This window comes from Pseudoalteromonas sp. Ps84H-4 (assembly GCF_024124645.1).
GTDB classification, from domain to species: domain Bacteria; phylum Pseudomonadota; class Gammaproteobacteria; order Enterobacterales; family Alteromonadaceae; genus Pseudoalteromonas; species Pseudoalteromonas lipolytica_C.
Genome location: NZ_JAMXSK010000007.1, coordinates 62,117 through 86,882, shown reverse-complemented (window position 1 = coordinate 86,882; position 24,766 = coordinate 62,117). Strand labels below are relative to the sequence as shown.

Genomic DNA, 24,766 nt, shown 5'->3' with positions numbered 1-24,766 from the left:
ATAAAAAAGGTGCCCAGATAAACCGAGCACCTTTACGGAGTAATTTATTGAATAGCTTTTTTTACTTCGCGCCAGTCAATAATCTTAAAGTTTTGCGGTGCTTGCGGCATACGGTTGTAACCATCTTGCACAATTAGCACCCCTTCAGGGTAGCCCGGTAGCGCAGCCGGTGTTACCGTTAGGCCATCGGTTTCTGAAACACCATCTATTGCTAACTCTAAGTTATTGCTGATTGCAAACTTACCTGCAAATTCAAGGTTAGGGGTATTGCCATCGATAATTTTATAAAGCACATAGCTGTAATCACCTTGGCTAGAAACCACTAAATAACGGGCATCTTTCGCGTGATAGATTTCCATGCCTTCTACATCATCAACCAGCATATCGTTCACGGTTTGCAGCATTACAGGTTTTTTTCCTGCTGTTGGCTCAGCGCCAATAAACCAAATACCTTCGTCTTCTTCACCTAAAAATAGCTGTGCGGTTTTATCATCAGCACTGCAACCTTCAGGTTGGCTCGGTACACTAAATTCGCGTACTAGTTGTGCTGATACGCTCTCATTATTACCAGTTAGTTTGTATTGCTGAAATAGGCCTGATTTGTCATTCATAAACACATAGTTGCCTGTGTTTGATGAGTACATACACATACCGTAAATTTCGTTTAGAGTCGTTGGTAACTCAGCAAGATGTTGCACCTGATTGCTTGTATCGACGCTGTAAACACTGATGCTGTTATGAGAACGGTTACTACCTGCAATCCAGGTATTTGTTGCGTTGTTGATACTGGCATGTTGGCGCACATCAACATTATTTAAGCGGCCCGTTTCTAGCGCTTGTAGCTCTTTGCCAGCAAGGTTATATACCATTAAACCACGGCGTTTATCGGTGCCTAAAATTAGGCTTTTTGCTGCATTATTTGGGTTTACCCAAATTGCAGGGTCATCGGCGGCATCACCAAAAGCTTGTACTGCATCGGTTTGCGCTTGTGCATTGATGTAAGTCACAGCCGCTGTTTTAGCGCTATTTTGTTGCTTAGCTTGTGCTTTAATTTGCCCATCGATTTGACCTTTTACATAATGACCTGATTCATCATCGTACAGCACGATATCAGCTTGATTATTGTTAAAGCGCACTGCGGCAGATTCAATTGCCAGTTCACCAGCAAATTGCCAGCTGCTAAAACGCTTTGTGTTATTTTCGTAGCGATGTAATTGGTTATCATCAGAAGTGGTAAACCATAAGCTGCCATCATCTGTTGTGCTTAAACCGCCAACTTCAGGTGCTAAGCTGCCAAATGGCGACATCATAGCAAGGGGCTTTTTATCAGCGCGCGATTCAGCGTCGGCGTTAATTTGCCAAATGCCCACTTCGCCTTCGCTTAAGTAAAGGGTTTTACTGTTATCATCAACCGCACAGTCAGATGTTTCACTCACACCGGCAAACTCGCGTAATTCAAGGTTTAACGCGCGCTTGTTTGCCATATCAAACACCAGTGTTTCGCGAATAAGACCACGAGCATCTGCCACAAACGCCGACACAGCTTGAGTGGTCGGGTTAGCAAATAAACACACCGCTTCAGGTTTTGCTTTGGGTGGGCTGATACGGCTAATTTCAGTCAGCTGCCATTTAGGCGCTTTTTGTAAGCTAAAAATCACCGCTTGGTCGGCTTCGTTGTCGATGCTAGCAACAAGGTAACTGTTTTTGTTGATTGCTTTTACAGATAGCGCCTCGAAATTACCTTTTTGTAATGCGTGCTGTTTACCTGTGGCATCAATAAGCTGAAGGCCTTGGCTTTGTGAGCTTAATAGCCAAGCGTCATCAGCAAGGGCTGCAGCTTGTGAGCCTTGCATATTTTCAGTTGTGCCAAAGGCTGTTAATTGGTTTTTACTTGGCGCCTCGGTTGCCGTTGTTTGGCTACACGCTGCTAGGGTGCTCAGCATCACTGCACTGGCAACAAGATTAAGTGGTTTTTTAAAATTCATGGGATCCCCAAATATACAACAAGGCAGCAATGCGCTGCCTTAATAACTCTTTTGTGTATTAAAACGCGTAGCGCAGCATTAACTGAATAACAGGGCCTGCTTCTTCAGACTCCAGTTCATACTCGTCAAAATCGCGGTTGATTTGGTCATCAACCGTGTCGAACTTGTTAAACGTTTCGTCTTTGCTTGCATCAAGTAGGTTTGAGCCCACTAAACGAAGCGTGACGTCTTGCCAGCGTTTTTCTACGAATATTTCAAGGTCAGCACCGTAGTGTGTGGTCACTTCTTCACCCACGATACGGCCATAAGCATCACCTTGTTTACGGTAAGTTGCACCGAACGAAGCGCCTAAATCAGGTAGGTCTTGAATAAAACCAACGTTAAACACATAGTCAGATTGGTCGTTGAATTTACGGCTACCGAAAGTGTCATCTACTTCTGAATCAAGCCATGAGTAGTTAAAGAATACCCCGGTGTTTGGCATGCTAATGGCGCTTAGCGGCGTTGATAAATCAAGCTCGATACCTTTTACGTTGCCATCGCCTGTGTTACGCGGTTGCAAAATGTAAGTACCGTCACCTTCTGAGCCTTGTTGGCCTGTATTAGCTATTTCGATAAGGTCAGTCACATCGCGGTAGAACACATTAATACCCACAACGCCGCTTTTACCTAAGCGATACTCATAACCTAAGTCCATACCCCACGATGATTCTGGTTGTAGGTCTGGGTTACCTAAAAAGTCGTTATCGCCTAATTCTTTTTCAAGTAGAGCTGGGGTGATGTAATCAAAATCAGGGCGACGTAAGCTACGTGCAACCGAGGCACTAACACGGCCATTTTCAGAGACGTTGTAGCGTAAATGTGCCGATGGTAAGAAGAAGTCATAATCGTTTTTAGCGCTCACACCTTCTGCTTTGTCTGTAATGGTTGAGTCAGTTGTTTCGTAGCGCACACCTAACTCCCACGAGAAGTCTTGGTCTTCGTGCTTAACTAATGCAAATACATCTAGGCGGTCTTCTTCGAGTTTATTTACGCCACCAGCGGCTGCTTCAAACTCGTTGTTAAAGCCTGCCAGTGACATTGGTGTTTGGCTGAATTGATCCCAGCTTGTAAAGCTTTGCTCGCTTTCATCTTCGGCTTGATAAACCGCAGTGTCGCGCTCTTTACCTTGTACAAAGGCACCAAATTGAATTGTTTTGTTCTCGCCTGCAAATAAGCTATGTTGCCATTGTAATGACCATTCTTTGTCATCAAGGTCTACGGTTTCTTCTTCTTCCTCAAACACCATAGGTAGTTCAGAGGTATCGATTTCTACTTCTTGCTCGTAAACAGACTCTTCAAAGCTTGCAAAACCAAGTTTGAATTTACTGGTGCCACCAAAAAGGGGTAACTCATAACCCGAGTTGATGTTGTAGTTGGTTTGATCGATGAAAGATACATTGGCGTTGTCGGTTTCAAGATTACCGCCTTCAACAATTGAGTTATTGATTGCTGTTGGGTCGTCATATTCAAATGAACGCTCATCTTCAGTACGGTCGGTATCAACCCAAATCGCGCTGATATCAAACTTGCTGCCATCATCAAAAGCAATTTCGTAGCTGGCATTTAGCGAGGTATCGTCACCGTCGCGAATATCTGATTGATCTTCGCGGTTATCAAATTCTTCGGTTTTGTAATTAGCGTTATTCTCTGGGCTGTCGCCATAGCGTAGGCTTGATTTTTGTTTTGGGTTATAACGCCCTTGTAAGTTAGCGCCAAGTAATAAACGGCCACCAGCAAACTCGGTGCCGTAAACACCAGCAAAGCTTTCTTTTAATTCGCCATCGTCATAACGCAGGCCACCTGCACGTAAGTAACCACCATCTAGGCTGTAACCATCACGCAATACAATGTTTAGCGTACCGGCAATGGCATCCGCAGAGCGGTTTGCACTTGAAGCACGAATAATTTCTACACGCTCAATTAGCTCAGCAGGAATACGGTCAACAAAGAATGAGCGGTCAGCACCTGCACCTGGTACTTCTTCACCGTTAATAAGAACCTTTGTGTAAGCTGGGCTTAAGCCACGCATACGCGCGCCATCAGACTCTAAAACATCTGATAAAAACGTCACACTTGGTACGCGTTTTAGTGCATCACCGGCAGTAAGCGGTTCAAAACGTTGAAAGTATTCTTGTGAGTATTCAAGCGTCGGTGCCAGCTCCTGTGAGCGGTTGCGATAACCAATCTCGCCATAGACAACAAGCTCTTCAGAGACTTTTACTTTTTTCTCATCGCTGTTTTGTTCGTCTTGTGCGTAAGCGGCAAATTGGCATAAGGCGAGGGCGCTTACTAACGCCTTCGTTTTAAATTGTTTCATGGGTTTGCTCCTGGTTGTCCTTGGTTTGATGAGCAAAGTACGCAGCTTAAATGACGCAAATGTGACAGAAAATCGCTAACAGCCTGTAAAAACAAGTGATTAGCGGATTTTAAAAGTACTTTTGAGCTGCAATAACCCCATCTTGTTAAGGTAAATACAGTGCTTAAGGGGTTTAACAAGGTTTGACTGTCGTTTTGCTGTCACATCATTGAGCTAATATGACCCTGCTGCTTTAAACGCTAACGAGTTAGCATGGCAGCGTGAATTATTGTTAGGTACTGAGAATGCGATATAATCCTTTTACTCATCATCGACTTTTAACCAATGCAGTTATTGCTCTATTTGTAATTGCGTTTTTGCTAAGCGCACAAGCAGGAGAATTAAAGCCTCTTGCCGATATCGCATGGTTAGATATTTTAGGCGAGGGGGGCATTGTGCTAATGACCCTTACTTGGATAGCTGCGCTGCTTATTTCGAGGCCGCCCGGCAAAGTCACCAGCTTTTTAGTGCTTGGACTTGGGCTTTTTATGTTTTCAGCTTCCCTTGATTTATTTGATGAGTGGTTACATCAACCAACCAATACTTGGCTTACTTGGATTGAATCGCTGCCTGCGCCGATAGGCATGATTTTCACAAGCCTTGGGCTGTATCAATGGCATCAAGAGCAATACGTACTGAATAGGCAATTAAAACGTCGTGAAGCACAGCATCGTGAGCATGAGTTAGTGTGCTCAATAACAGGGCTGTATAAGGCTGATTACTTACAAGCAGTGTTAAAAGAACAATTAAGTGAGCCACAGCCACTGCAACTGGCAGCCATTGATATTCGTGGATTTGCTGATTTTAACGCTGAATTTGGTTTTATCGAAGGAGACCGCTTACTACGTGAAGTAAGCGAGCTTTTATTGATGAATTGCCGCCTTACCGATGTAGTGTGCCGCTATGCAGGAGACTGCTTTATGGTGCTGATGCCAAACACCAGCGCAGTACAAGCAAAAGAGCTGGTGGCGCAAATTACCTCGGCGCTGAGCCATTGTGCTTTTAAGGTTGAAGGCGAAAAACATGCTAAGTTTCAAGATGTAACAGCGGCCTTAGTGGGCAGTATGCAAGGCGATACACCACAAAGTTTAAGCTCGCGTTTACACGCTAAGTTACAACAACAAAAACAACAAAGAGTCAGCCATTGTGAAGCCGTATCTTAACCAAGATGACAAATACCTCACCGCACAAGGGCTAATTACCACGCTGGTGGAGCTGGCCTTAAGTCGCGGCATTGCACTGCATAAGTTACTCAGAGGCACAGGTGTGTTTGAGCAAGACTTAATGAGTGTGCAGCATCAGTTTAGTATTTCGCAGCAAGTGCGCTTATTGACGCAGTTTAAGCAGTTGATGAAATCCGCCGACAGTGGCTTTTTATTAGGCAGTCAACTAGCAAACGATACCTCTGTTGCCGCCCAAGGCGTGTTACATGCAGCGCATATCGGCCAAGCTTTAAAGCAGTTACACAATTTGCGCATGCAACTGGCACCTTTGTTATTTAGTTATAGTTATGTGCATAACGAGCAGTATTACATTGTGCTGCAAAATGCTGTGGGCTTGGATGATGAAATAAGCCAGTATGTTATGGAAATTTACAGCGCTGCGTTTTACCAAATTCTTAAAAAAGTGGTGGGTGAGCGAGTCCCTTGTCAGTTTGAGTTTGCCTATAAACGCGCCAGACATAGCCAAGAATACGAGCAGTATTTGGGCCTTAAAGTCGCTTTTGAAAAGCCTATAACTCGTTGGGTATTGAATAAACACGCGCTCAGGCTCACTAACCCCGTGTTTAGTAGTTTTAGGTTTTCACAAATTAACTCGCAACTAGCGGCATTAAATACTGCAAACAGCACTTTTGTGGAAGCCGTAAGCCGATTAATTTATCAAAATCCGGCGTTAAATTTAGAGCAGGTAGCCAGCCAATTTGCCATGAGCCCAGCAACCTTCAAGCGCAAACTAAAAGCTCATGGCGTGCGTTTTTCTAGCTTGTATGATGAGCAAAGCAAGCGCAAAGCGATTTACCTACTTGCCATGCGCAAGCAATGCAATGAGCAAGTCGCCATGCGCTTATCATTTTATGATATTGCTAATTTCAGACGAGCATTTAAACGCTGGACCGGGCTTACGCCAAGTCAATTGAAGGGGTAATACTCACTAAGATTTACTGAGTGATAATTGAAAAAAGTCCTTAAGCTCACCTATATGACTGATTGGATGAAGATAAAAATATATCAATTACGGGCAGTTATTTTAATTAAGCTGCGTTAGACTACTGTTATTGATGTAATTAACCGAGGTCTCAAATGATTGAGTATCCTGTCGACCAACTTCCCCAGTTAATTGATGACTTGCTTCAGTGTGACACTACAACACGTAAAAATAAGTTACTTGCCGATGCTAAAGAAAAGCTTTCTACTGAGCATTTATCGTTATTGTTTGAAGCATTACCTAAAGAACAACGTTTAGAAATTTGGCAATTACTTGATGAAGATACCCAGCATGAAATTTTCATTAACTTAGGTGGTGATAGTTGTCGCTGGTTGTTACAGAGTTTAGATGAAGCTGAGGGCTTTAAGTTACTTGACGAAGTTAGCGTTGAAGAGCTACTTGAACTTGAAGAAATTATTCCCGAACGCTTTGTTGATTATGCACGCAGACAACTTGATGAAGTTCAAACGAAGCAATACGACCTTGCACAGCAATATAATCCTGAGCAGCTAGGTCACTGGCTCGATTTTGATGCGCTTAAAGTGTCAGAAAAACTCACCGTAGCTGGCGCGCGTAAAATTTTTCAAAAAGGCTTACCACAGTACACCGAAGTGATTTATTTGGTGAGTCGTAAAGGCACACTCATTGGTGAAGTGGCAATTAATTCGTTATTTAAAGCCAATGATAACGACAGCCTGCTGGATTACGCGAACCTTGATGTGTCGGCTTTACACGCTGATGACGACTTATACGAAGCGGCCGAAGTGGTTATTCATAGCGAAAAAATGGCCATGCCAGTGGTTAACGCCGACAACAAACTGTTAGGCCGTTTGTCGGTGTCATCAGCCTATGAATTACGCCAAGAAGTAACAGACGAAGCCGCTGCAAAAGCGGGTGGTCTACGTGAAGACGAGGATCTGTTCTCGAGCGTGACCAAATCGGCAAAAAACCGCGGTATATGGCTTGGTATTAACCTAGCAACGGCATTTTTAGCCTCTTGGTTTATCGGTTTGTTTGGTGCAACTATCGAGCAAGTGGTTGCACTAGCGGTACTTATGCCGGTTGTCGCTTCTATGGGCGGTATTGCAGGTAGTCAAACGTTAACGGTTATTGTGCGCGGTTTAGCACTCGGTCAGGTGACCGACTCTAACCGCAGAGCGCTGTTGAAAAAAGAGCTAAGAGTAGGGGCATTAAATGGCTGTGTTTGGGCCTTTGTGATTGGCGTGCTTACTTATTTCTGGTTCAACGATGGCATGTTAAGTTTAACCATTACTATCGCTATCTTACTTAATTTAGTGGCTGCCTCGTTATCGGGAGTCGTGATCCCATCTATTTTGGATAAGCTCAAAATCGATCCTGCTCTTTCAGGCTCTGTGATTCTTACCACAGTCACCGACATTGTGGGTTTTGTCACCTTTCTTGGCTTAGGTAGTTTGTTGCTACTCTAAATAATTTTAAAGCAGGTTAACTCGGTGCTTAGCCTGCTTTTTTGTTAGTCATGCAATTTCAAACTTATTAAGTGTATAAAAATGCTTAAATTCACTGTGTGAAGAATCTAAATTATTAATATTAAATATAAATTTAGCTAAAAAGAGCTGTAATATAGCAGGATATTTTGTTATTTTTCTGTGTGTATTGTCACTTAGAAGTTAGTAGATGAAGAAAAGTTTAACCTTTTTGTTATTTAGTTTCTGCAGCTTTAATGCTTTAGCATCAGAGAACTTTAGTGACCATGAGATATTCTGTAGCCAACAACCTCAGGCTCTATGCTTAGATTATATTAATCAACAGCTAGCGGTAGCAGAGCCTGGTTCGGCACGCTGGTATGAAATTAAGTCGTATCAGTTTGATTACTTTTACGACAAAATGGAATATCTCGCCCTTAAAGATAGCACCGAGCCATTTATAAATGGCAAAGACCTTCCTGTTGTTTTTCAAGTTCAAGTTTATTTTTATTACGCAAAGTCGATGCAATATTTCGGCAATCATGAACAAGGCCGCAAATTCGCGACTTTGGCATTTGAAAACCTACAGGCTATTTTCGATTCATTCGGTAACCCAATGCGCATGGTTGAATTGGCCAATTTGCAATACGTGTTTGGCAACAAAGAAATAGCATTGCACATATTAGATAGGGCTGAACGTCGCTTTGGAAAGAGCAAAGATCCTATTTTTCATTTTGAACTTGCTTCAAATAAAGCCAATGTTTTCCATTCACTGGGTGATGTAGATGGAGCACTCGCAAGTCGTCGGGTTGCTGTAGATTGGATTTTAAAAACAAACCATAAGCGTAAAATCTCTGTAGCATTAGGCAATTTAGCGAGAACGTATCAAATACTTGCTCAGTACGACGAAGCAGATAAATTGTATGTTCAATCACTTAAGTATATTGATGTAGAGTCTGATCGTTTTGTTCTTGCTATTTATAAGCTACGCTTGGCTGAAATCAATTGGCAGGCAGGCAAGCCAGAACAAGCTTTAAAGTGGTTTAAGCAAGTGCATAAAGGTGACATTCGTAAAACACACGCGAAGCTTTATGCACAGCTAGAAAACGTACTTTAAATATTGTAAAAACAGCCCGGTTTTTCGTCTTCACCCGGCGCTAAAATTTGTAGGTGAGTTGACTCACCTTGTTCCATCAACGGTTTCATAGTTTTATCAAATTGTTTAGCGGCATGTTCAATTAATTTTGCTTGCTGTTCTAACGCTTTAAAATCGGCATCATGAGCAGCCATAAGTTTATTGAGTTCTTTAGCCAGTTTATCTTGCTCTTTTAATAAGCTTTTATTAATTCGTAGGTGGTTCTCGTCTTCAATAACTGCTTCTTCGGTGACCGCTTCTATTTGCTCAGAATAGTCAGTAACTTGTTGTTCTATGGCACTAATTGGTTGTTCTAGCGCTTCTAGTTTTACTTGTTCACGTTCAAGCTTTAGGTATGCAGCAATCTGTTCGTTATTGAGGGTACTTTCGCTTACCTTTTTACAGTCTTTAAAAGTAATAACGCGATAATCGCCCTGAGAAACTGCATTATCTGCGTTTGCTAAACTGATGCATGCAGCACTTGCAGTGATGAGGAGTGCTCTTGTGGTAAAATTTCGTAATTTCATGATGCTGTCTTTCCTAATAGGTGATGTTAATTAGTTAGTCGCAGCAAGTGGGAATAAAGTTTATGGCATAGGCGCTTTTTTAAATATTATTTAAAAAAGCGCCTAATTTTAAAAAGTTAGCTGTGTGCTAGCCTAAACCAGCACACCAGCACACATTAATTTAGAAGCTATAAGTGATGTTACCGTAAATAAAACGGCCATCTAAGCTGTATGGCGCAAAGCCACTATAAGGGAATATGTGGTTAAAATCGCTATAACCAATATTGCTTACAGTATCTTGAGGGTACTGATCGAATAGGTTATTGGCACCTAATGCAAACTTCCACTGCTCATCAGGGCGATAAGCCACTTCTAAGTCAGCAATCCATTTTGCATCAAGTACTTCATCGTTTTCAGCACTATTTGAGGTATCAATAACTTCACCATAACGAGTTGCTCGTAATGTGGTTTGGAAGTTTTCATAATCCCACGTTGCAGATAGGTTCCATTTATCCGCTGGTGTACCTTTTTCAAAACGGGTTACTTCTCGACGAGAAAAATACTCGTAGCTGTCACCTAACGCCTCTAATTCCGGTGGATTTTCTTTAACGTGTGTTACTTCAGTGTCGTTAAAGTTAACCGCAGCACTTAAGCGTAAATCACCATAGCTTTCTAAGCCTAATGAGTAAGTAGCAACAATATCAACACCTTGTGTACGTGAATCAATGGCATTGGTGAAGTAGCGAACGCGTTGTGTATTAACTTCGCCAGCTTCGGCTAAAATCGCTTCAACTTCTGGGCCACTTAAGTTTTCAGATAATACGATACGGTCATCAATTTCAATGCGATACGCATCAAGAGTTAAGCTAAAACCGCCTTGAGTAAAGATGAAACCTGCCGTCATATTAACTGACTCTTCAGCATCTAAATCACGAGCCCCTAGTGCTTGCGCTGCAGGTTCATCTACAGGGAATAAACCTACTTCACTTGGCACACCATTCTCAAATAAAGTACTTACCGACTTATATGAAGTTTGGGCAAGTGATGGCGCTCTAAAACCTGTGCTAATTGCACCACGTAACGACAGTGACTCATTAATGCTGTAACGCGAAGCTAGTTTAGAGGTAAAGGTGCTACCAAAATCGCTGTAATCTTCAAAACGACCTGCTAAAACAAGGTTCCAATCTGTTGTTAGATAAGTATCAAACTCAGCAAATATTGCAATGTTATGGCGGCTTTTATCAGTTGCACTTTCAGGTGAGAAACCCGGTAATACTTGTGCGCCACCGGCAGCAACAGGGTTACCTTCGTCATCTAATACGGTTAGGTAAGAGGCCGTTTCACCCGCTTTGATTTGATAGTTTTCGTGGCGGTATTCAGCACCAATCGTCACAAACACATCATCAGGTAAACCTAAATCTAGCGTGCTGCTGGCATCCATATTGACTAGGTATTGCTCATATACGAGCGAGCCATCATCAAATTCTGTTGGGCTGCTAACACCCATAGAGGTATTTAAACTGTTGCTTACGCCAATACCAAAGTCATTGCGACCATAATTGCTGCTTACATCCCACGCCCAGTCATTGGTTTCGCCATTAAGGCCAATTGCAAATGAGTAGTCATCTACATCAGTATCTATTTGCGGTAAGAAGCCGTCAGGATACACTTCAGTTAAGTTACGAGAGTCTTTGGCACGACGATAAAAGCCACCCGAGTTACCTTCACGGTTTGAGTAACTTGCAAAAGAGTATAGTGATAACGAGTTATCAAACTCATAACCTAGGTTATAAAAAAGCGCGAAATCTTCAATGCTTGCTTTACCAAAACGGTGGTTATAGCGGTCAAAGTCGAATTCACGAGGGTCTAAATTGCCATTTGCGTCACGGCTGTACTGTTCGCGTTGGTCAAAACCAGAGCGATTCGTTGGCTCGTTATTTCGTGACTCAATAGACAGGTTAATAAAGCCATTATCACCCAGCGCAAAACCCGCGTTAGCGCTTGCTGTGCGTGAAATACCATCATTTACTTCACGGTCGCCGCCAGTCTCAAAGCTAAGGTTGCCTTCGCTATCAGTTGTGGTGTTTAGTAGCTGAGGAGACCCTGCCATTTGTGTATCGTATTCACCATATGTGAAGCTCACGCTGCCGCCTTCATCGGCGTCTTTTAATACAATATTGATCACACCAGCAATCGCGTCAGAGCCGTATTGAGCAGCAGCACCATCACGAAGTACTTCTACGCGTTTAATTGCTGAAGTAGGAATATTATTTAAATCAACAGCTGTTGAACCACGGCCTACTGTACCGTTTAAATTTAATAGTGCACCCGCATGGCGGCGTTTACCATTGATAAGTACTAATGTGTGGTCAGGAGCAAGGCCACGTAAAACAGCCGGTTTTGCATGGTCAGTTCCATCAGCAATGGTGGCACTAGGGTAGTTAAAGCTAGGTAACTGAGAGGCAAGTACTTGGCTCATATCAAGTTGGCCAGTGCTTGTTAGATCGCGACTTGTTAATAAATCGACAGGTACAGTACTTTCAGAAATACTACGAAGGCTTCGGCGAGTACCTGTTACAGAAATAACTTCAACATCTTGAGCAGTGTTTTCTGTTGTTTGCTCAGCAGCGATTGCAGTCACTGATGTAGCTAGCGTACTTGCAATAGCGAGTTGCAAAGGTACTTTTTTAAAAAGTGTCATTGTTGGATCCCTTGTGACGTTGATTTCACGTTGCAGTTTATCAATAAAAAAGGAACAAACAAATAACATAAAAGTATACTATATGATTATCTAAACAAGCTATTTAGCTCATAGTTCTACACTAAAATAACCTTTTATGCGCTTATGCTTATTTTATTTCTGCCCTCTGTTTTTGCTCGGTATAAAGCAGTATCTGCAGCACAAATTAGTGCCTCAGAAGTACGGTATTGATTATTAAACTCGCAAGCAATTCCTTGACTTACACTTATTCTAAAGTCACTCGGTAAGCCAATTTCAGTAAATGACATATTGTTTATTTTTATTTGAATATGCTTTGCAATAACTGCTGCCGTATCTTTTTGACACCTTGGTAATATAACCGCAAATTCTTCACCACCATAACGGGCTGCCAAACAGTCATGAGAGGGGAGTGATTCTGCAATTATACTCGCTACTTTTTGTAAGCACTTATCGCCTTTAACATGACCAAATCGGTCATTGAATAATTTAAAATAATCAATGTCGATTAATATAGTGCTAATAGCTTGGTTGGTTTGTACGCTTTCTTGCCAATTCTCTTTTAATGATTCCTCAAGGGTTAATCTATTTGCAAGGCCGGTTAAATGATCAGTGGTGGCCTGTTTAACTAAGCGATTATATTGCTCTTTGTGCGATGATAAATCATGTAATAAACAAATAAATAAATTATCTGCAACGGCAATGTTTTTTGGCAAGCTTGAAATACATAAATCCGCTTCAAGGGTTTTACTATCGGCGCGGTTTATTTTAACTTCGTTTGGACCAAGGCTTATCGGCGAGTCTTTATGATCTAACCAACTGAGTAGGGTATACATGTATTTATCACGGTCGGTGTCGTGTAGGTAATGTAACAGGTTTTGACCGATTAAGGCTTCTTGGTTGTCACCTAAAAGTTGTGCCGCCATCGGGTTTGCAAATTCAAACGTGCCTTGACCATTAATGATAAACACCCCTTCAGGAATGTTCTGAAACATTTGGGCAATTAGTGCAAGTTGCTCTGAATTGATAGACTGCGCAAGTGCGTTTTTAGCTTCTGATTTAGCAGTGCTTGGTTGTTCATTTTTGTTAGTAGACACGTTCGTTTCCTTTTCGCCGATGCAAACGATTTTGGTGTCTATAAAGTTACTTAAAAAAGTGCAAATTAACCTTCTGGTAATCTTCTGGTTTTAATTGTTTGTTTTTAAATGTAAAAAAGCTCCTTGAAAGGAGCTCTTTATGAAGTTTTTTTAGTTTTAGTCTTCATTTTTTACTTGCGGATCGGCACTTTCATAGCTTGTGCCATTGCACTCAACGATGAAAATCATACACGCAGTGCCGCTATTTTCATCAGTATCCGCTATTTCAATTGTTTGACCATTGTTAGTGATTTTAAAGCTAAAGTCTTGCTCGCAATCACCTTCAAGGTTTGCAAATTTAGCACCTGTAAATTGAAAGCCAGCATCAACAGTTGCGTCATCAAGTGTATAAATACCTAGGCTGTTTCTTTCATTGACAGTACCGCCACCAGAAACTTGCTGACCGTCTTGGAAGTATTTGAATACAGCTTCATTTTCAGTGTTAAGTGTAACATTCACTGTAAAGTTGTAAGTTTGACTTTCGCTCATTGTTATTACCTTCTAGTTGTTTTTTATAGATCAAAGTTAGTAATACCTAACTCTATTAGTTTACTTTTAATTGTGTTGACTTCACTTTCCATATTCAAACATGTGTAAGCTTGTATAAGCGGGTGAGTTATTCTTATGCTTTTACTTCGGTAGTGGTTTTCATTTATTGAATTAATGATATCTCGGCAAATAGAATTTTTAACTAGTTTATCTTTTGATAGTTTTGCTTTTATTAAACTTACTTTTATAAAATCAATGTTACTTTCTACTTTTTCTTTATTACTTTCTCTTTCCTTATAGTCAGTGTTATTCTCAAGTTTTAGTAAGAGGCTCTCTGCTTGGGAGAAGTTTTTTACGTTTATTAAGTAATTTATGGTATTTAATTGGATTTCAATAATTTGAGATTTTTCAAAGCCGTTGCTATCAGTGTAGTTAACTATTTCATCGATATTTGTTTTACTTTCTTCTGATAGCATTAATTGAAATGAAAGAGCCCTGTAATATTTGCGTTTGAAATTTTCATTTTCAGGATCTTGTAAACGTGCTTTGTTTATTGCAAACAATGCTTTTTCTACTTTTCTATAAGCATCTTGTTTATCTGGAAAGTAACTTAAAAGATAGCTTTGTTGCATATAAATATTAAAAATGTCGCTAAGAAGACTGGCATCATCAGGTCTTATTTTTAGGACAGAATCTAATTGATTAATAGCTTGCTCAAGCATGGTCAATGCTTCGTTTAAATTTCCTAGCCTTTCTTCTGTGCTTGCAATCCAGCTAATGGTGTCTGTTTTATCGCGTAATAAATTTTTGTTATTAGGTTTAAGCTCAAGGGCTTGGTTTTTAAGTTTTAAAGACTCAGTAAAGCTTTGTTTTGCAAGTGCGTAATTAAACTGTTTTAAATACAGCGAGCCAAGTGAATTGTGTGAGTAAGATAGCTCCATAATTGAATTAAAGTCATTAGGGGCAAGCTGATACATCATTTCGCTGTAAGCCAAGTAACGTTTAAACATTGGCTCAGTCGCTAAATAATTACTTTGCTCATAAGTTAAATTACCAAGCCAAAAAGCATTGGCCCCTGCGAGCATTAAAACATCTAGGTTGTTGGGTTGAATTTTTAGTAATGATTCTAGGCGCGTTCGTGCATTATCAAAGGCGGTGAAGGCCTCGTCGGTTTTGCCGCGAGAGTAGGCGACTTCGCCCATGGCCTCTAAGGTTTGAGCGTATTGAAAACGGTTATTAAACTCGGCTTGTTTATCGCTAAAGTCAAACAACGAGGCTGCTTCTTCGTCTTGATTGGTAAAATACTCAAGGGCTTTGTTGCTAATACCATCCAGTAAATCCATGCGCTTAACGCTTCTGAGTTTATCGGCAAATTCACCGACCATAAAACCCAATAAACTTTCGGCCTCTTGGCGTTTTTGTTTTGCTATTTGTTCGGCGTGATAGCTGCGCACGCTCATAAATGTGGCAATAAAGGTTAAGCACACAAGTGCAGCCGCCGTTATTTGTAACATCCGTTTTTTACGTTTCGCTTTATTGTTAGAAGCTTTAATTAACGCTTGTTCGTCGCTCGATAAGCTAAACATAGGGTTTTTAACTAGGCTTTGTGCTTCTTGCAGCGGTTTGCCTTGGGCTAATAAAAAGTCGCTGTGTTTATGTTCAAGCAGCCAGCGCTCGGTGGCTAGTTGCACACGACTTTGAATTGCTAAGCTTTGTTGGTGCTCTTGCACCCAATCTATGGCGCGTTGCCAATGGCGTAGCAGCGCTTCGTGAGCAAGGCTAAAACAGGCTTGCTCATTTTTAAGGTGTGATACAAATAAGCGGCTATCGACCATAGCCTGAACAAGCTTGGTCGCAGCAGGGCTGGTTAATTCGCTCCAATGTGCAGCACGGCTGGTGAGTGTTTCGCCATCTGGGTTTAAGGTGATCAGCTTAGAAAGAACTGCAGCAAGTTCAGTTTGTTGGTCTTTGGGTAATTGGCAAAATACCTGTTCGGCTTTTTGGCCGATGGCTCCTTCGATGGTGCCTAGGGCTTGGTATTCAGAAAACAATAATTCGTTGTCTGGGCTGCGCTGCAAGTAAAGCTGCTGCAAGGTGTATTGCAGCATTGGCAATGCATCTGGGTTATTGGCAGTATCGTTACAAAGTTGTTCATCAAGCGGTGTGTGGTGCTCTGGGTGATGTTGCCAACTTAATCCTGCTGCAAGTGCTGGCAAACGGATCATTTGCTTAAGCTCAGAGCGAGTTGGCGCTAATAAATCAAAGTGTGCACCATTGGCTTTACCTGCCATTAAACTTGGTTGACTCACTACTTGCGGGTAAAAGTCATTACGACAGGCACTAAAAATGATCATGCAGCCACTTGTTGCTAAGCGCTCAATAAGAGCTAAAAGCTGGTTGCGCTCGTCATCGCTAAATAGCGGCGATGACAATAGCACTTCGAGCCTGTCGATAAATAAAAATAAATAGGGCGTAGTGCGCTCTTTATTTAGCGCTGCAAGTGCTGCTTTACAGCGGGAAATAACCTGTTCTGGGTCTTTTAATAACAATTCAGCCAACGCATCGGCACTTATATCGCTAAGTACAGGTGCGTCGTTTATTTCTAAATCGAGCAAGGTTGAGGCTAAATCAAGCAGTAAGCGCTCTTTGCTGACATCGGCAAAGTCGAGTTGGCAGTAACTGTGTACTCTAATACCATCGTAGCCATTATTTGACATTAAAGCGGGCAATACACCTGCGTTAACTAACGACGATTTACCTGAACCACTGGCTCCCAAAATTAAGCAAAATGCGCGACCAAACTCAATTTGAGCCGACACTCGCTGTAGCAAAGTGGCAATTTGTTTGTTACGACCAAAAAATACATCGGCTTGCTCTGGTGCAAACGCACTTAAGCCAACAAAGGGCGAATCACCTTGCCAACTGGTTTGGCTGGCTTTTTGTTCTTCGTTGAGTGGAAAGTTGATTTCGGCAATAACCCGATAACCACGTTTACGAATGGTTTCTATGTAATGCGGATCACTTGCTTTATCGTCAAAGGCTTTACGTAATTGGGTGATCACTTTATGTAGGGGGTTGTCACCCAGCGCCACATTTGGCCAGCAATGGCTGATAATTTCTTCGCTCGTTAGTAGCTCACCTTGTTTTTCGCATAGCAGCAGTAATACATCCATCGCCTTGGGTTCAAGATGCTTTGTTTGTTCACCGCGCCTGATTGAATTAGTGGCCGGGGTAACTTGCCATTCGCCAACGAAAAACAGTGCCGTATTCATAGTGTTATCTTCATTGTTATTGTTAGAAACGCAGTCCGATTGGACCGATTTTTTATAAGACTACGCGATACTTTGATTAATACAATATTATGAGATTAACAGCAAGTGCGTTGCCCTTTTTGAAACAAAAAAATCAACATATCGAATGTATACACGTTTTTATAAAGTGTATTTAACGTAAGAATCGAAGAGATATTTCGGGATCAATAAAAAGAGAGCAGCAAGTTGAAGGAGGCGTTTTAACGCAGAATGGTAAGCCATTCTTGGTTAAACGCCACTCCTTCTACGCGATATGGAATCGCGGCTACAAATTTGACTAACTGGTTAACTTTCAACGCGTAATTTTTTCATTTGTATTGCGCTTAATGACCACATCATAAAGCCGCCTAAAAAGAGGGCTGCCGAGACATAACCCGTTTGACTGGGCAATGCACCTTGGGCAATGGCCATACCACCAAGCCAAGGGCCAATGGCATTAGCTGTATTAAACGCACACTGTACTAGCGCACCAATCATGGCATGCCCTTGTGGTGACACATCCATTAATAGCGATTGGATCACGGTACCTAAACCAACACTAAAGCCAATAAAGAAAATCACCGCGTATAACAGCCAAATATTATGGCTTGCGCTTACATAACAGGCTGCAAATACTACAGCACCAATTAGCGCTGCGCCTGTGGTTTTCAGCGGTGAATGGTCAGCGGCTTTACCTAATACATAGTTACCTAAAGTACAGCCAATACCAAACATAATCATCGCAATAGAGATAGTGTAAGCAGGGGTATGGGTGACTTCTAAAATAGTGTCGGCAATGTAAGTGTAAACACAAAATACGCCACCAAAACCAATAATGATGATACCCAGAATAGTCCATACGAGCTTGTTCTTTAATACACTTAACTCATCGAGAATCGATGTTGGCGCGGTATTCTTTACGTTAGGTACGTATTTCACAATCAATACCAAGGCAACTAACGCAAGTACAGCGGTGCCTGCCAAACAATAACGCCAGCTAAAGTTTTGCCCCACTAGGGTGACCATGGGCACACCAACAATAGTGGCAATGGTTAAACCCATAAATACTTTTGACATAAAGCTTGCGCGTTTATCGGCAGGGGCGATATCGGCAGCCAATAAAATAGCAGCGGCGAAGTAGGCACCGTGTGGTAAGCCACTTAAAAATCGAAATAAAATAAGTTGCTCAAGTGAGTTTGCAAAAGCACTTAAGCCATTGAATAAAAACATCATGCTGACAAACATCAACAGTGCATTTCGCTTACGCATGTTGGCGGTTGTTATCATAAATAGTGGGGCACCGACAACTACGCCAATCGCGTAAGCACTGATGGCATAACCACTTTGCGCTGGCGTAGACGAAAATGTTTCGCTGATCAGGGGCAACATTGGCATCATAGAAAATTCTGATAGGCCTAAAATGAATGTGCCTAAAGCCAATACTATCAGAATGGTAAACGTGCTTGCGTTGCCTTGGGAGTTGGCTACGTTAGTCATGTAATTCCTTTAAAATAAATTTAAAAACAAAATAGATTTTTGATAATTGAAAATGCCAGTAACAAATACTTTGTTCTGGAGTAGAGGTGTGTGCCCAGCGCTATTGTAATACAAATTAATGGGCTTGATACAGTACTTTTTGGAACGTTCTATATTTGTTTGCTATAAGAAAATAACCTGAACTTCTTAAGTCTTTGCTGTTCAAAATAAATACAGAGAAAAAGCCAACTATACTTGGTTAACTGAATTGGTTTAAAGGAGAGCGCAATGAAAAAGATATTTGCCTGTATCGACGGTTCATGCATGACCGATGCGGTGACAGAAGCGGCGATTTGGATTTCTAAGCGCTCCAGCCACCCGATTAATTTTTTGCATGCACTAGAGCCACCTTTGCCACAAGGCAGTGATGATTTAACCGCAATTATAGGTTTAGGCTCGCAAACCTCATTGTTAGAGCAATTGGCAAAGCTTGAACAAGAGCGCAACAAAGTAGCGTCGCAGCATGGTCAATTATTGCTAGATGAAGCAATGAAAAAAGCCGAGCATGCAGGCCTAACCGAGATTGAGCAACAACAGCTTTCAATGAGTCTTGTTGATGCTTTACTTGAACATGAAGACAATGCTCGTGTGATGATTATAGGCCGCTCTGGTAAAGGGCACTACGATGATTTTAAAGTACTGGGCTCGCACATTGAAACGCTGATCCGTCAGGTGCATACCCCGGTTGCGATTGTGCCGCCGCAATTTCATGAGCCCACTAACTTTATGCTAGCTTATGATGGCAGCGAAAGTACCGACAAAGCGATTACGCAAATTATCAATGGCGGCATTTTATCCGGCTTAGATTGCCATTTGGTGATGGTGGATAAACAAGATGGTCACTGCCAAGACAAACTTGACACTGCCTCAGCAAGATTTGCTGAAAATGGTTTTAATGTGAGAGCGCGCATGCTCGATGGCGATGTTTACCAAGCGCTGTGGCGATATAAAAGTGACCACGCCGTTGATTTAATGGTGATGGGCGCATTTGGTCACTCTAAATGGCGGCAGTTCTTTTTAGGCAGCACGACCTTAAAAATGCTTGAAGATAGCCGTATTCCTTTAGTGGTGCTGCGCTAAGTTATTTACCTGTGGCAGGGTGCGACAATATGTCACGTGTTCAGACTAATTAATGAGTTTTATAATCGGCGTCATTAATTATTTGCTTTGATTTTAAAACAGTTATGAACACGCCATCTTCTCGCCCTGGTTTTTTATTTTCTAAAATTGCTGTAGCACTTAGCTGTGTTTTAAGTATTTCGGCCTTTGCTGATGATTCTATTGAAGTGATAGAAGTACAAGGTCATGCCCAAAATAACCATCAATTAGTTGGCTCTGCAGACGCGTTACTGAAAGATTTAGGTGTTGATTTTTCAGCGGCCGGAGGAGTGTCTAACTTGCCTGTGCTGAACGGCATGATGGGCGATAGAGTTAAAGTATTAGTCGATGGTGCTGATGTCACAGCAGCGTGTGCTAACCAGATGAACCCGCCACTCTCTTATGTGTCGGCAAACCAAATTGCCACTTACAGTGTCGTTGCTGGTGTTTCACCGGTAAGCAGTGGCGGGGATAATATTGCCGGCGTTATTAGAGTAAATACGATTGCCCCTGAATTTAGTGATTCAGACTCAGTGAAATGGCACGCAGGCTATGTTACCGCCCAGTACAAAAGCGTTAACGATAGCCAAGCATACGCGCTAGGTGCCAGCCTTGCGAGCAAACAGTTTAGCTTGTCTTACCAAGGCAGCTTTGAAGATGCGAACAGCTATGATGATGGGCATGGTGAGCGTGTACTTGATACCTTATATCGAGTGCAAAATCATGCCTTAACGGGCGCTATTCGTGATGAGAAACAACAGCTTGTAGTTAAGCTGATGCATCAAAAAATTCCTTACCAAGGCTTTCCTAATCAATACATGGATATGACCGATAACACCAGCTATGGTTCCGTTGCTCAGTATAAACGAGAGCTTGAAAATGGTGATTTGCAGGTGCAAGTGAATGCGCATGATGTAAAACACGAAATGGGTTTTTTCAGTAATGAGAAAACCGGCATGATGCCAATGAATACCGATGCACAAGATTACAGTTATCAAGTTCATTGGCGCACTGATTTATCAAAACAGTCATCATTAATGCTAGGGCAAGAATATTACGGTTATCGAATTGATGACTGGTGGCCAGCGGTTGCAGGGTCAATGATGATGGGCCCAAATGAATACGTAAACATTAACGATGGCAAACGTGACCGCCTTGCGGCATTTGCTGAGTACCAAAACCAAGTAAACCAAGCATGGTGGGTGTCGGCAGGTGTTCGAGTTGAGCAAGTCACCACAGATACTGGCGAAGTGCAGGCTTATAACGAAGGTGGCATGAGCGGCATGGCTAATATGGGCTCAATGATGGATATGTCAAAAACCGACGCCCAAGCCGCGATGGAATTTAACCAATTAGACCGTAAACGTGACGACACCTTAGTTGATATTAGTTTACTTGCTCGCTATCAATTATCGAATAACGATGAGCTGCAATTTGGTTTAGCTCGTAAAAACCGCGCACCTAATTTATATGAGCGTTACAGCTGGGGTGTAGGCACGATGGCAACCACTATGATTGGTTGGTTTGGCGATGGTAATGGTTACATTGGTAACCCAGATTTAGAAGCCGAAACAGCGCACACATTGAGTTCAAGCTACACCAAACTTGCCAAAGACGATAGCTGGCAAGTAACCGCAAATGTTTGGTACACGCAAGTAAATGATTATATCGATGCTGAAGTGACTAAGAGCTTTAATCGCACTGACATGGCGCATACCAAGCGTAATATTCTTACCTTTACGAACCTAGATGCGACACTTTACGGTGCAAAACTTGCGGGCTTGGTAGAGCTTTACAACACAAAGCAAGCAGGGAAGTGGCAGTTAAAAGGCTCACTAACCAGTACACATGGCGAACGTGATAATAGCAATGAAGACTTATATCAAATTATGCCACTGCACACTGAGCTGAGCCTAGAGCACGAATACAAAGGCTGGCAAAACGCACTTAGCTGGCAATGGGTTGATAGTAAAACCCATGTTGATGAGCGCCGTTTAGAAAACCAAACCGACAGTTATCAGCTATTGGCTATCTCAAGTCAGAAAACGTGGCAAAATTTAACCTTTAAGTTGGCAATTACTAACTTACTTGATGAATACTACCAACAGCCACTTGGCGGTGTAAGTATTGCTAATTATAAGCAAGATATGAGTAATGGTTTTGAGCAACTTGCAGGGCAAGGCCGCTCGTATAATGCCAGCGTAAGTTATCGGTTTTAGAGAAAGCTATCAGCTCGTAGGTTGGGTAGAGCGGAGCGAAACCCAACGCACAAAGAGCGATCTGCTATCAGATGGTGTTGCTTACAGGCCTTTACCAAATGCCTAGCTCGTAGGAGGTACTTTGGTGCCGAAATATCTTCACAAAGAGAACTGAATGAGAAGACAATGAGGTAACCTTAGAAGTTAGTTTAATCTTTTCCTCTAAAGCGCAGCGCCTCTTATCCTCTTTGTGAGTTAAAGATTTTTTCTAACCACAGAGGTCACAGAGAGCACAGAGAAAGAGAAGGAGAAACCATTATCTCTTTGTAAATATTGTTTTCTCTGTGTAGCGCGAAGCGCCTCGGTGTACTCTGTGGTTCAATTTGTCTTTTTCACAAAGAGAACAGAATGAGAAGACAATGAGGTAACCATAGAAGTCAGTTTAATCTTTTCCTCTAAAGCGAAGCGTCTCTTATCCTCTTTGTGAGTTAAAGATTTTTTCTAACCATAGAGGTCACAGAGAGCACAGAGAAAGAGAAGGAGAAACCATTATCTCTTTGTAAATATTGTTTTCTCTGTGTAGCGCGAAGCGCCTCGGTGTACTCTGTGGTTCAATTTGTCTTTTTCACAAAGAGAACAGAATGAGAAGACAATGAGGGAAAATAATAGCTTGCTTGTTGTTTTCCTCTAAAGCGAAGCGTCTCTTATCCTCTTTGTGCAAATAAATGTCTTTGTGTGTTGCGCGATATAAAATCGCGCCTACAATCTTACCGCTGGGTATTTTAATTTTCCTGCTCAGCTTCTTGCTGTGCTAATTTTTCGCGATCTGCCTTTGAGATGTATGCCGGTTTATTGCTTTTATGCAATTTTGCATTGGCGCGCTTATCTTTTTGCTTAAGTTTAGTGAAGATCTTTTTTCTGCGGTTCATGAGTCTAACAAACGAATTAATAGGGTGAATGGCTATTGTACCTTGTTGTTATTTTTAAGCGATACATTTTACTTAAATTAGAGATATCATGTCCTAGTCAGAATCGTTACAATTAACGAGTACCTTTAAAAATCTTTTTAAACTCTGGAGCTTATCTTGAAACATTCATTACTTGCTGCATTCTTATTAACCGCCTTCTCTAGTCAGGCTGATGTGTCTGAGCAAAGTGAAAAGCTGGCTAACTACGCGGTAGAGCAATATCAACAAGCGCAAATTCATACCTTAGAGAATTTAGTTTCGTATCCAACGGTAAATAAAGAAGGGCTAGCGACTCCAGATAACCCAGATTTCATTGGCTTTAAGTCATTCTTAAAAATGAAAGCGGCGCAGTTTGGTTTTGATTATCAAGATTTAGGCTACACAGTGTTAATTGGCATGGGGAACCAAGCTGATAAAGTAACCATAGTAACCCATGGTGATGTGCAACCAGCCGATGCCAGTAAATGGCAGCAAAGCCCATTTAAAATGGATAAAACCTCTGAACCTGGAAAGCTAATTGCCCGTGGTACAGAAGACGATAAAGGTGCTATTGCCACAGCATTGCATGCAATGAAGGCGATTAAAGATAACGGCATTACTTTAAATAACCGCATTGAATTAATGGTTTACCTTGCTGAAGAGTCTGACTGGGCACCACTCGAAGAGTTTATGAAAACCTATCAGCAACCAAAATATGCTGTCACCATTGATGCTTCATACCCTGTGGTTGTTGCAGAAAAAGGCTGGAGCTTAATTGCGCCGACTTTTTCAGCAACCTCTGCAAAAACAGGCTTATATGTAAGTAATTTAAAAGGCGGTGCTTTTGTTAGCCAAATCCCTGAAGATGCCAGTGTGCTTGTGCATAACGCCGATGCTGCGACAGTAGCTAAATTACACGACAATGTCGCTAAGCTTAAAAACGTAAAAGTGGCGATGACAGAGCAAGATAATGGCTTGTTAGTGCAAGTGAAGGGGATTTCAGCACATTCATCTGAGCCAGAAGCGGGTGAAAATGCCATTGCGTACCTTGCAGAAATCTTTAAAGGTATTGATCTTGAGAACAATAGCGATGGTCAAGCAATTGAGTTTATTAATCAGCTAATTGGCCTTGATTTATATGGCGCGCAATTCGGTGAAATTGCTTACAAGCATGATTTTATGGGGCCGATGACTGTTTCGCCAACGTTATTAAGCCGCGATGGTAACGATATTAAATTGTCGGTTAATATGCGCCGTCCTGTTGGTAAACAAAAAGCTGTGCTCAAACAGCAAATTAATGAAGCACTTAGCGCTTGGCAAACCACTAATAATGTCACTTTAAAAGACACAAAAGTGGTAATTGGTACGCCAATGCTGTTAGATGGTGCACCTCACGCCCAAGCTTTACTTGATATCTTTAAGCATTTTACGGGCGATAAAGACGCGGGCTTTGTGTCAATCGGTGGTGGCACCAATGCTAAGCTATTTGATAATGCTGTTTCATTTGGTCCATCAATGCCAGGTAAAAAGTACACTGGTCACTCAGAACATGAGTTTATTACCGAAGAGCAGTTAGCGCTGAACTTAAAAATGTATACTGCAATGATGATGAAGCTAGGTAATATGTAATTCTATAAACTGAAAACGCCGCTTTATAGCGGCGTTTTTGTTTAAAACTG

At 41.8% G+C, this 24,766-nt stretch carries 16 protein-coding genes; 7 read left to right on the top strand and 9 right to left on the bottom strand.

From position 1 onward, the window contains the following. Positions 1–44 precede the first annotated feature (44 nt). Positions 45–1,985, bottom strand: coding sequence for a phytase (locus NH454_RS08640; RefSeq protein ID WP_253038742.1), 1,941 nt, complete (start codon positions 1,983–1,985; stop codon positions 45–47). Positions 1,986–2,043: 58 nt separating this feature from the next. Beyond that, a complete protein-coding gene (locus tag NH454_RS08635; protein WP_253038740.1) occupies positions 2,044–4,344 on the bottom strand; it encodes a TonB-dependent receptor in 2,301 nt (766 codons plus the stop codon). A gap of 284 nt (positions 4,345–4,628) precedes the next feature. On the opposite strand from NH454_RS08635, the gene NH454_RS08630 reads away from it, so the two are divergent. From NH454_RS08630 to NH454_RS08615, 4 genes are all read left to right on the top strand, one after another. Beyond that, positions 4,629–5,546: a sensor domain-containing diguanylate cyclase gene (locus NH454_RS08630; RefSeq protein WP_199526816.1), complete on the top strand. Its 918-nt coding sequence runs from the start codon at positions 4,629–4,631 to the stop codon at positions 5,544–5,546. Beyond that, positions 5,530–6,528, top strand: coding sequence for an AraC family transcriptional regulator (locus NH454_RS08625; RefSeq protein WP_253038739.1), 999 nt, complete (start codon positions 5,530–5,532; stop codon positions 6,526–6,528). Before NH454_RS08630 ends, NH454_RS08625 begins: the two co-directional genes overlap by 17 nt. 155 nt (positions 6,529–6,683) lie before the next feature. Continuing rightward, positions 6,684–8,036, top strand: coding sequence for a magnesium transporter (locus tag NH454_RS08620; RefSeq protein ID WP_253038738.1), 1,353 nt, complete (start codon positions 6,684–6,686; stop codon positions 8,034–8,036). 208 nt (positions 8,037–8,244) lie between these two features. Then, positions 8,245–9,150: a tetratricopeptide repeat protein gene (locus NH454_RS08615; RefSeq protein ID WP_253038737.1), complete on the top strand. Its 906-nt coding sequence runs from the start codon at positions 8,245–8,247 to the stop codon at positions 9,148–9,150. On the opposite strand, the gene NH454_RS08610 is transcribed toward NH454_RS08615, so the two are convergent. From NH454_RS08610 to NH454_RS08585, 6 genes are all read right to left on the bottom strand, one after another. Beyond that, positions 9,147–9,695 carry a hypothetical protein gene (locus NH454_RS08610; protein WP_253038736.1) on the bottom strand — a complete coding sequence of 183 codons (549 nt, stop codon included), beginning with the start codon at positions 9,693–9,695 and terminating at the stop codon, positions 9,147–9,149. The genes NH454_RS08615 and NH454_RS08610 overlap by 4 nt on opposite strands. 160 nt (positions 9,696–9,855) lie before the next feature. Then, a complete protein-coding gene (locus NH454_RS08605) occupies positions 9,856–12,375 on the bottom strand; it encodes a TonB-dependent receptor (protein WP_135925721.1) in 2,520 nt (839 codons plus the stop codon). 134 nt (positions 12,376–12,509) lie between these two features. Beyond that, complete coding sequence (locus NH454_RS08600; RefSeq protein WP_253038735.1) at positions 12,510–13,490, bottom strand: sensor domain-containing diguanylate cyclase; 981 nt, start codon at positions 13,488–13,490, stop codon at positions 12,510–12,512. Between the two features lie 156 nt (positions 13,491–13,646). Then, positions 13,647–14,018 carry a DP-EP family protein gene (locus tag NH454_RS08595; RefSeq protein ID WP_253038734.1) on the bottom strand — a complete coding sequence of 124 codons (372 nt, stop codon included), beginning with the start codon at positions 14,016–14,018 and terminating at the stop codon, positions 13,647–13,649. 23 nt (positions 14,019–14,041) lie between these two features. Next, positions 14,042–17,290, bottom strand: a complete 3,249-nt coding sequence (locus NH454_RS08590) for a winged helix-turn-helix domain-containing protein (RefSeq protein ID WP_253038733.1) — start codon at positions 17,288–17,290, stop codon at positions 14,042–14,044. Positions 17,291–17,614: 324 nt separating this feature from the next. Beyond that, positions 17,615–18,805 carry an MFS transporter gene (locus tag NH454_RS08585; protein ID WP_253038732.1) on the bottom strand — a complete coding sequence of 397 codons (1,191 nt, stop codon included), beginning with the start codon at positions 18,803–18,805 and terminating at the stop codon, positions 17,615–17,617. Between the two features lie 267 nt (positions 18,806–19,072). Between NH454_RS08585 and NH454_RS08580 the strand changes: the two genes are divergently transcribed. Both NH454_RS08580 and NH454_RS08575 read left to right on the top strand, forming a co-directional pair. Next, positions 19,073–19,924 carry a universal stress protein gene (locus tag NH454_RS08580; RefSeq protein ID WP_063527966.1) on the top strand — a complete coding sequence of 284 codons (852 nt, stop codon included), beginning with the start codon at positions 19,073–19,075 and terminating at the stop codon, positions 19,922–19,924. A 104-nt stretch (positions 19,925–20,028) separates the two neighbouring features. Then, the gene (locus NH454_RS08575) at positions 20,029–22,161 is read left to right on the top strand and encodes a TonB-dependent receptor (RefSeq protein ID WP_253038731.1); all 2,133 of its coding nucleotides are present in this window, start codon (positions 20,029–20,031) and stop codon (positions 22,159–22,161) included. A gap of 761 nt (positions 22,162–22,922) precedes the next feature. Here the strand turns inward: NH454_RS08575 and NH454_RS08570 are convergent. Then, complete coding sequence (locus tag NH454_RS08570; protein ID WP_138558837.1) at positions 22,923–23,069, bottom strand: DUF2986 domain-containing protein; 147 nt, start codon at positions 23,067–23,069, stop codon at positions 22,923–22,925. 156 nt (positions 23,070–23,225) lie between these two features. Between NH454_RS08570 and NH454_RS08565 the strand changes: the two genes are divergently transcribed. Beyond that, positions 23,226–24,716 (top strand): dipeptidase, encoded by a 1,491-nt coding sequence (locus NH454_RS08565; RefSeq protein ID WP_253038730.1) that lies wholly within the window; start codon positions 23,226–23,228, stop codon positions 24,714–24,716. The last annotated feature ends 50 nt before the right edge of the window (positions 24,717–24,766 follow it).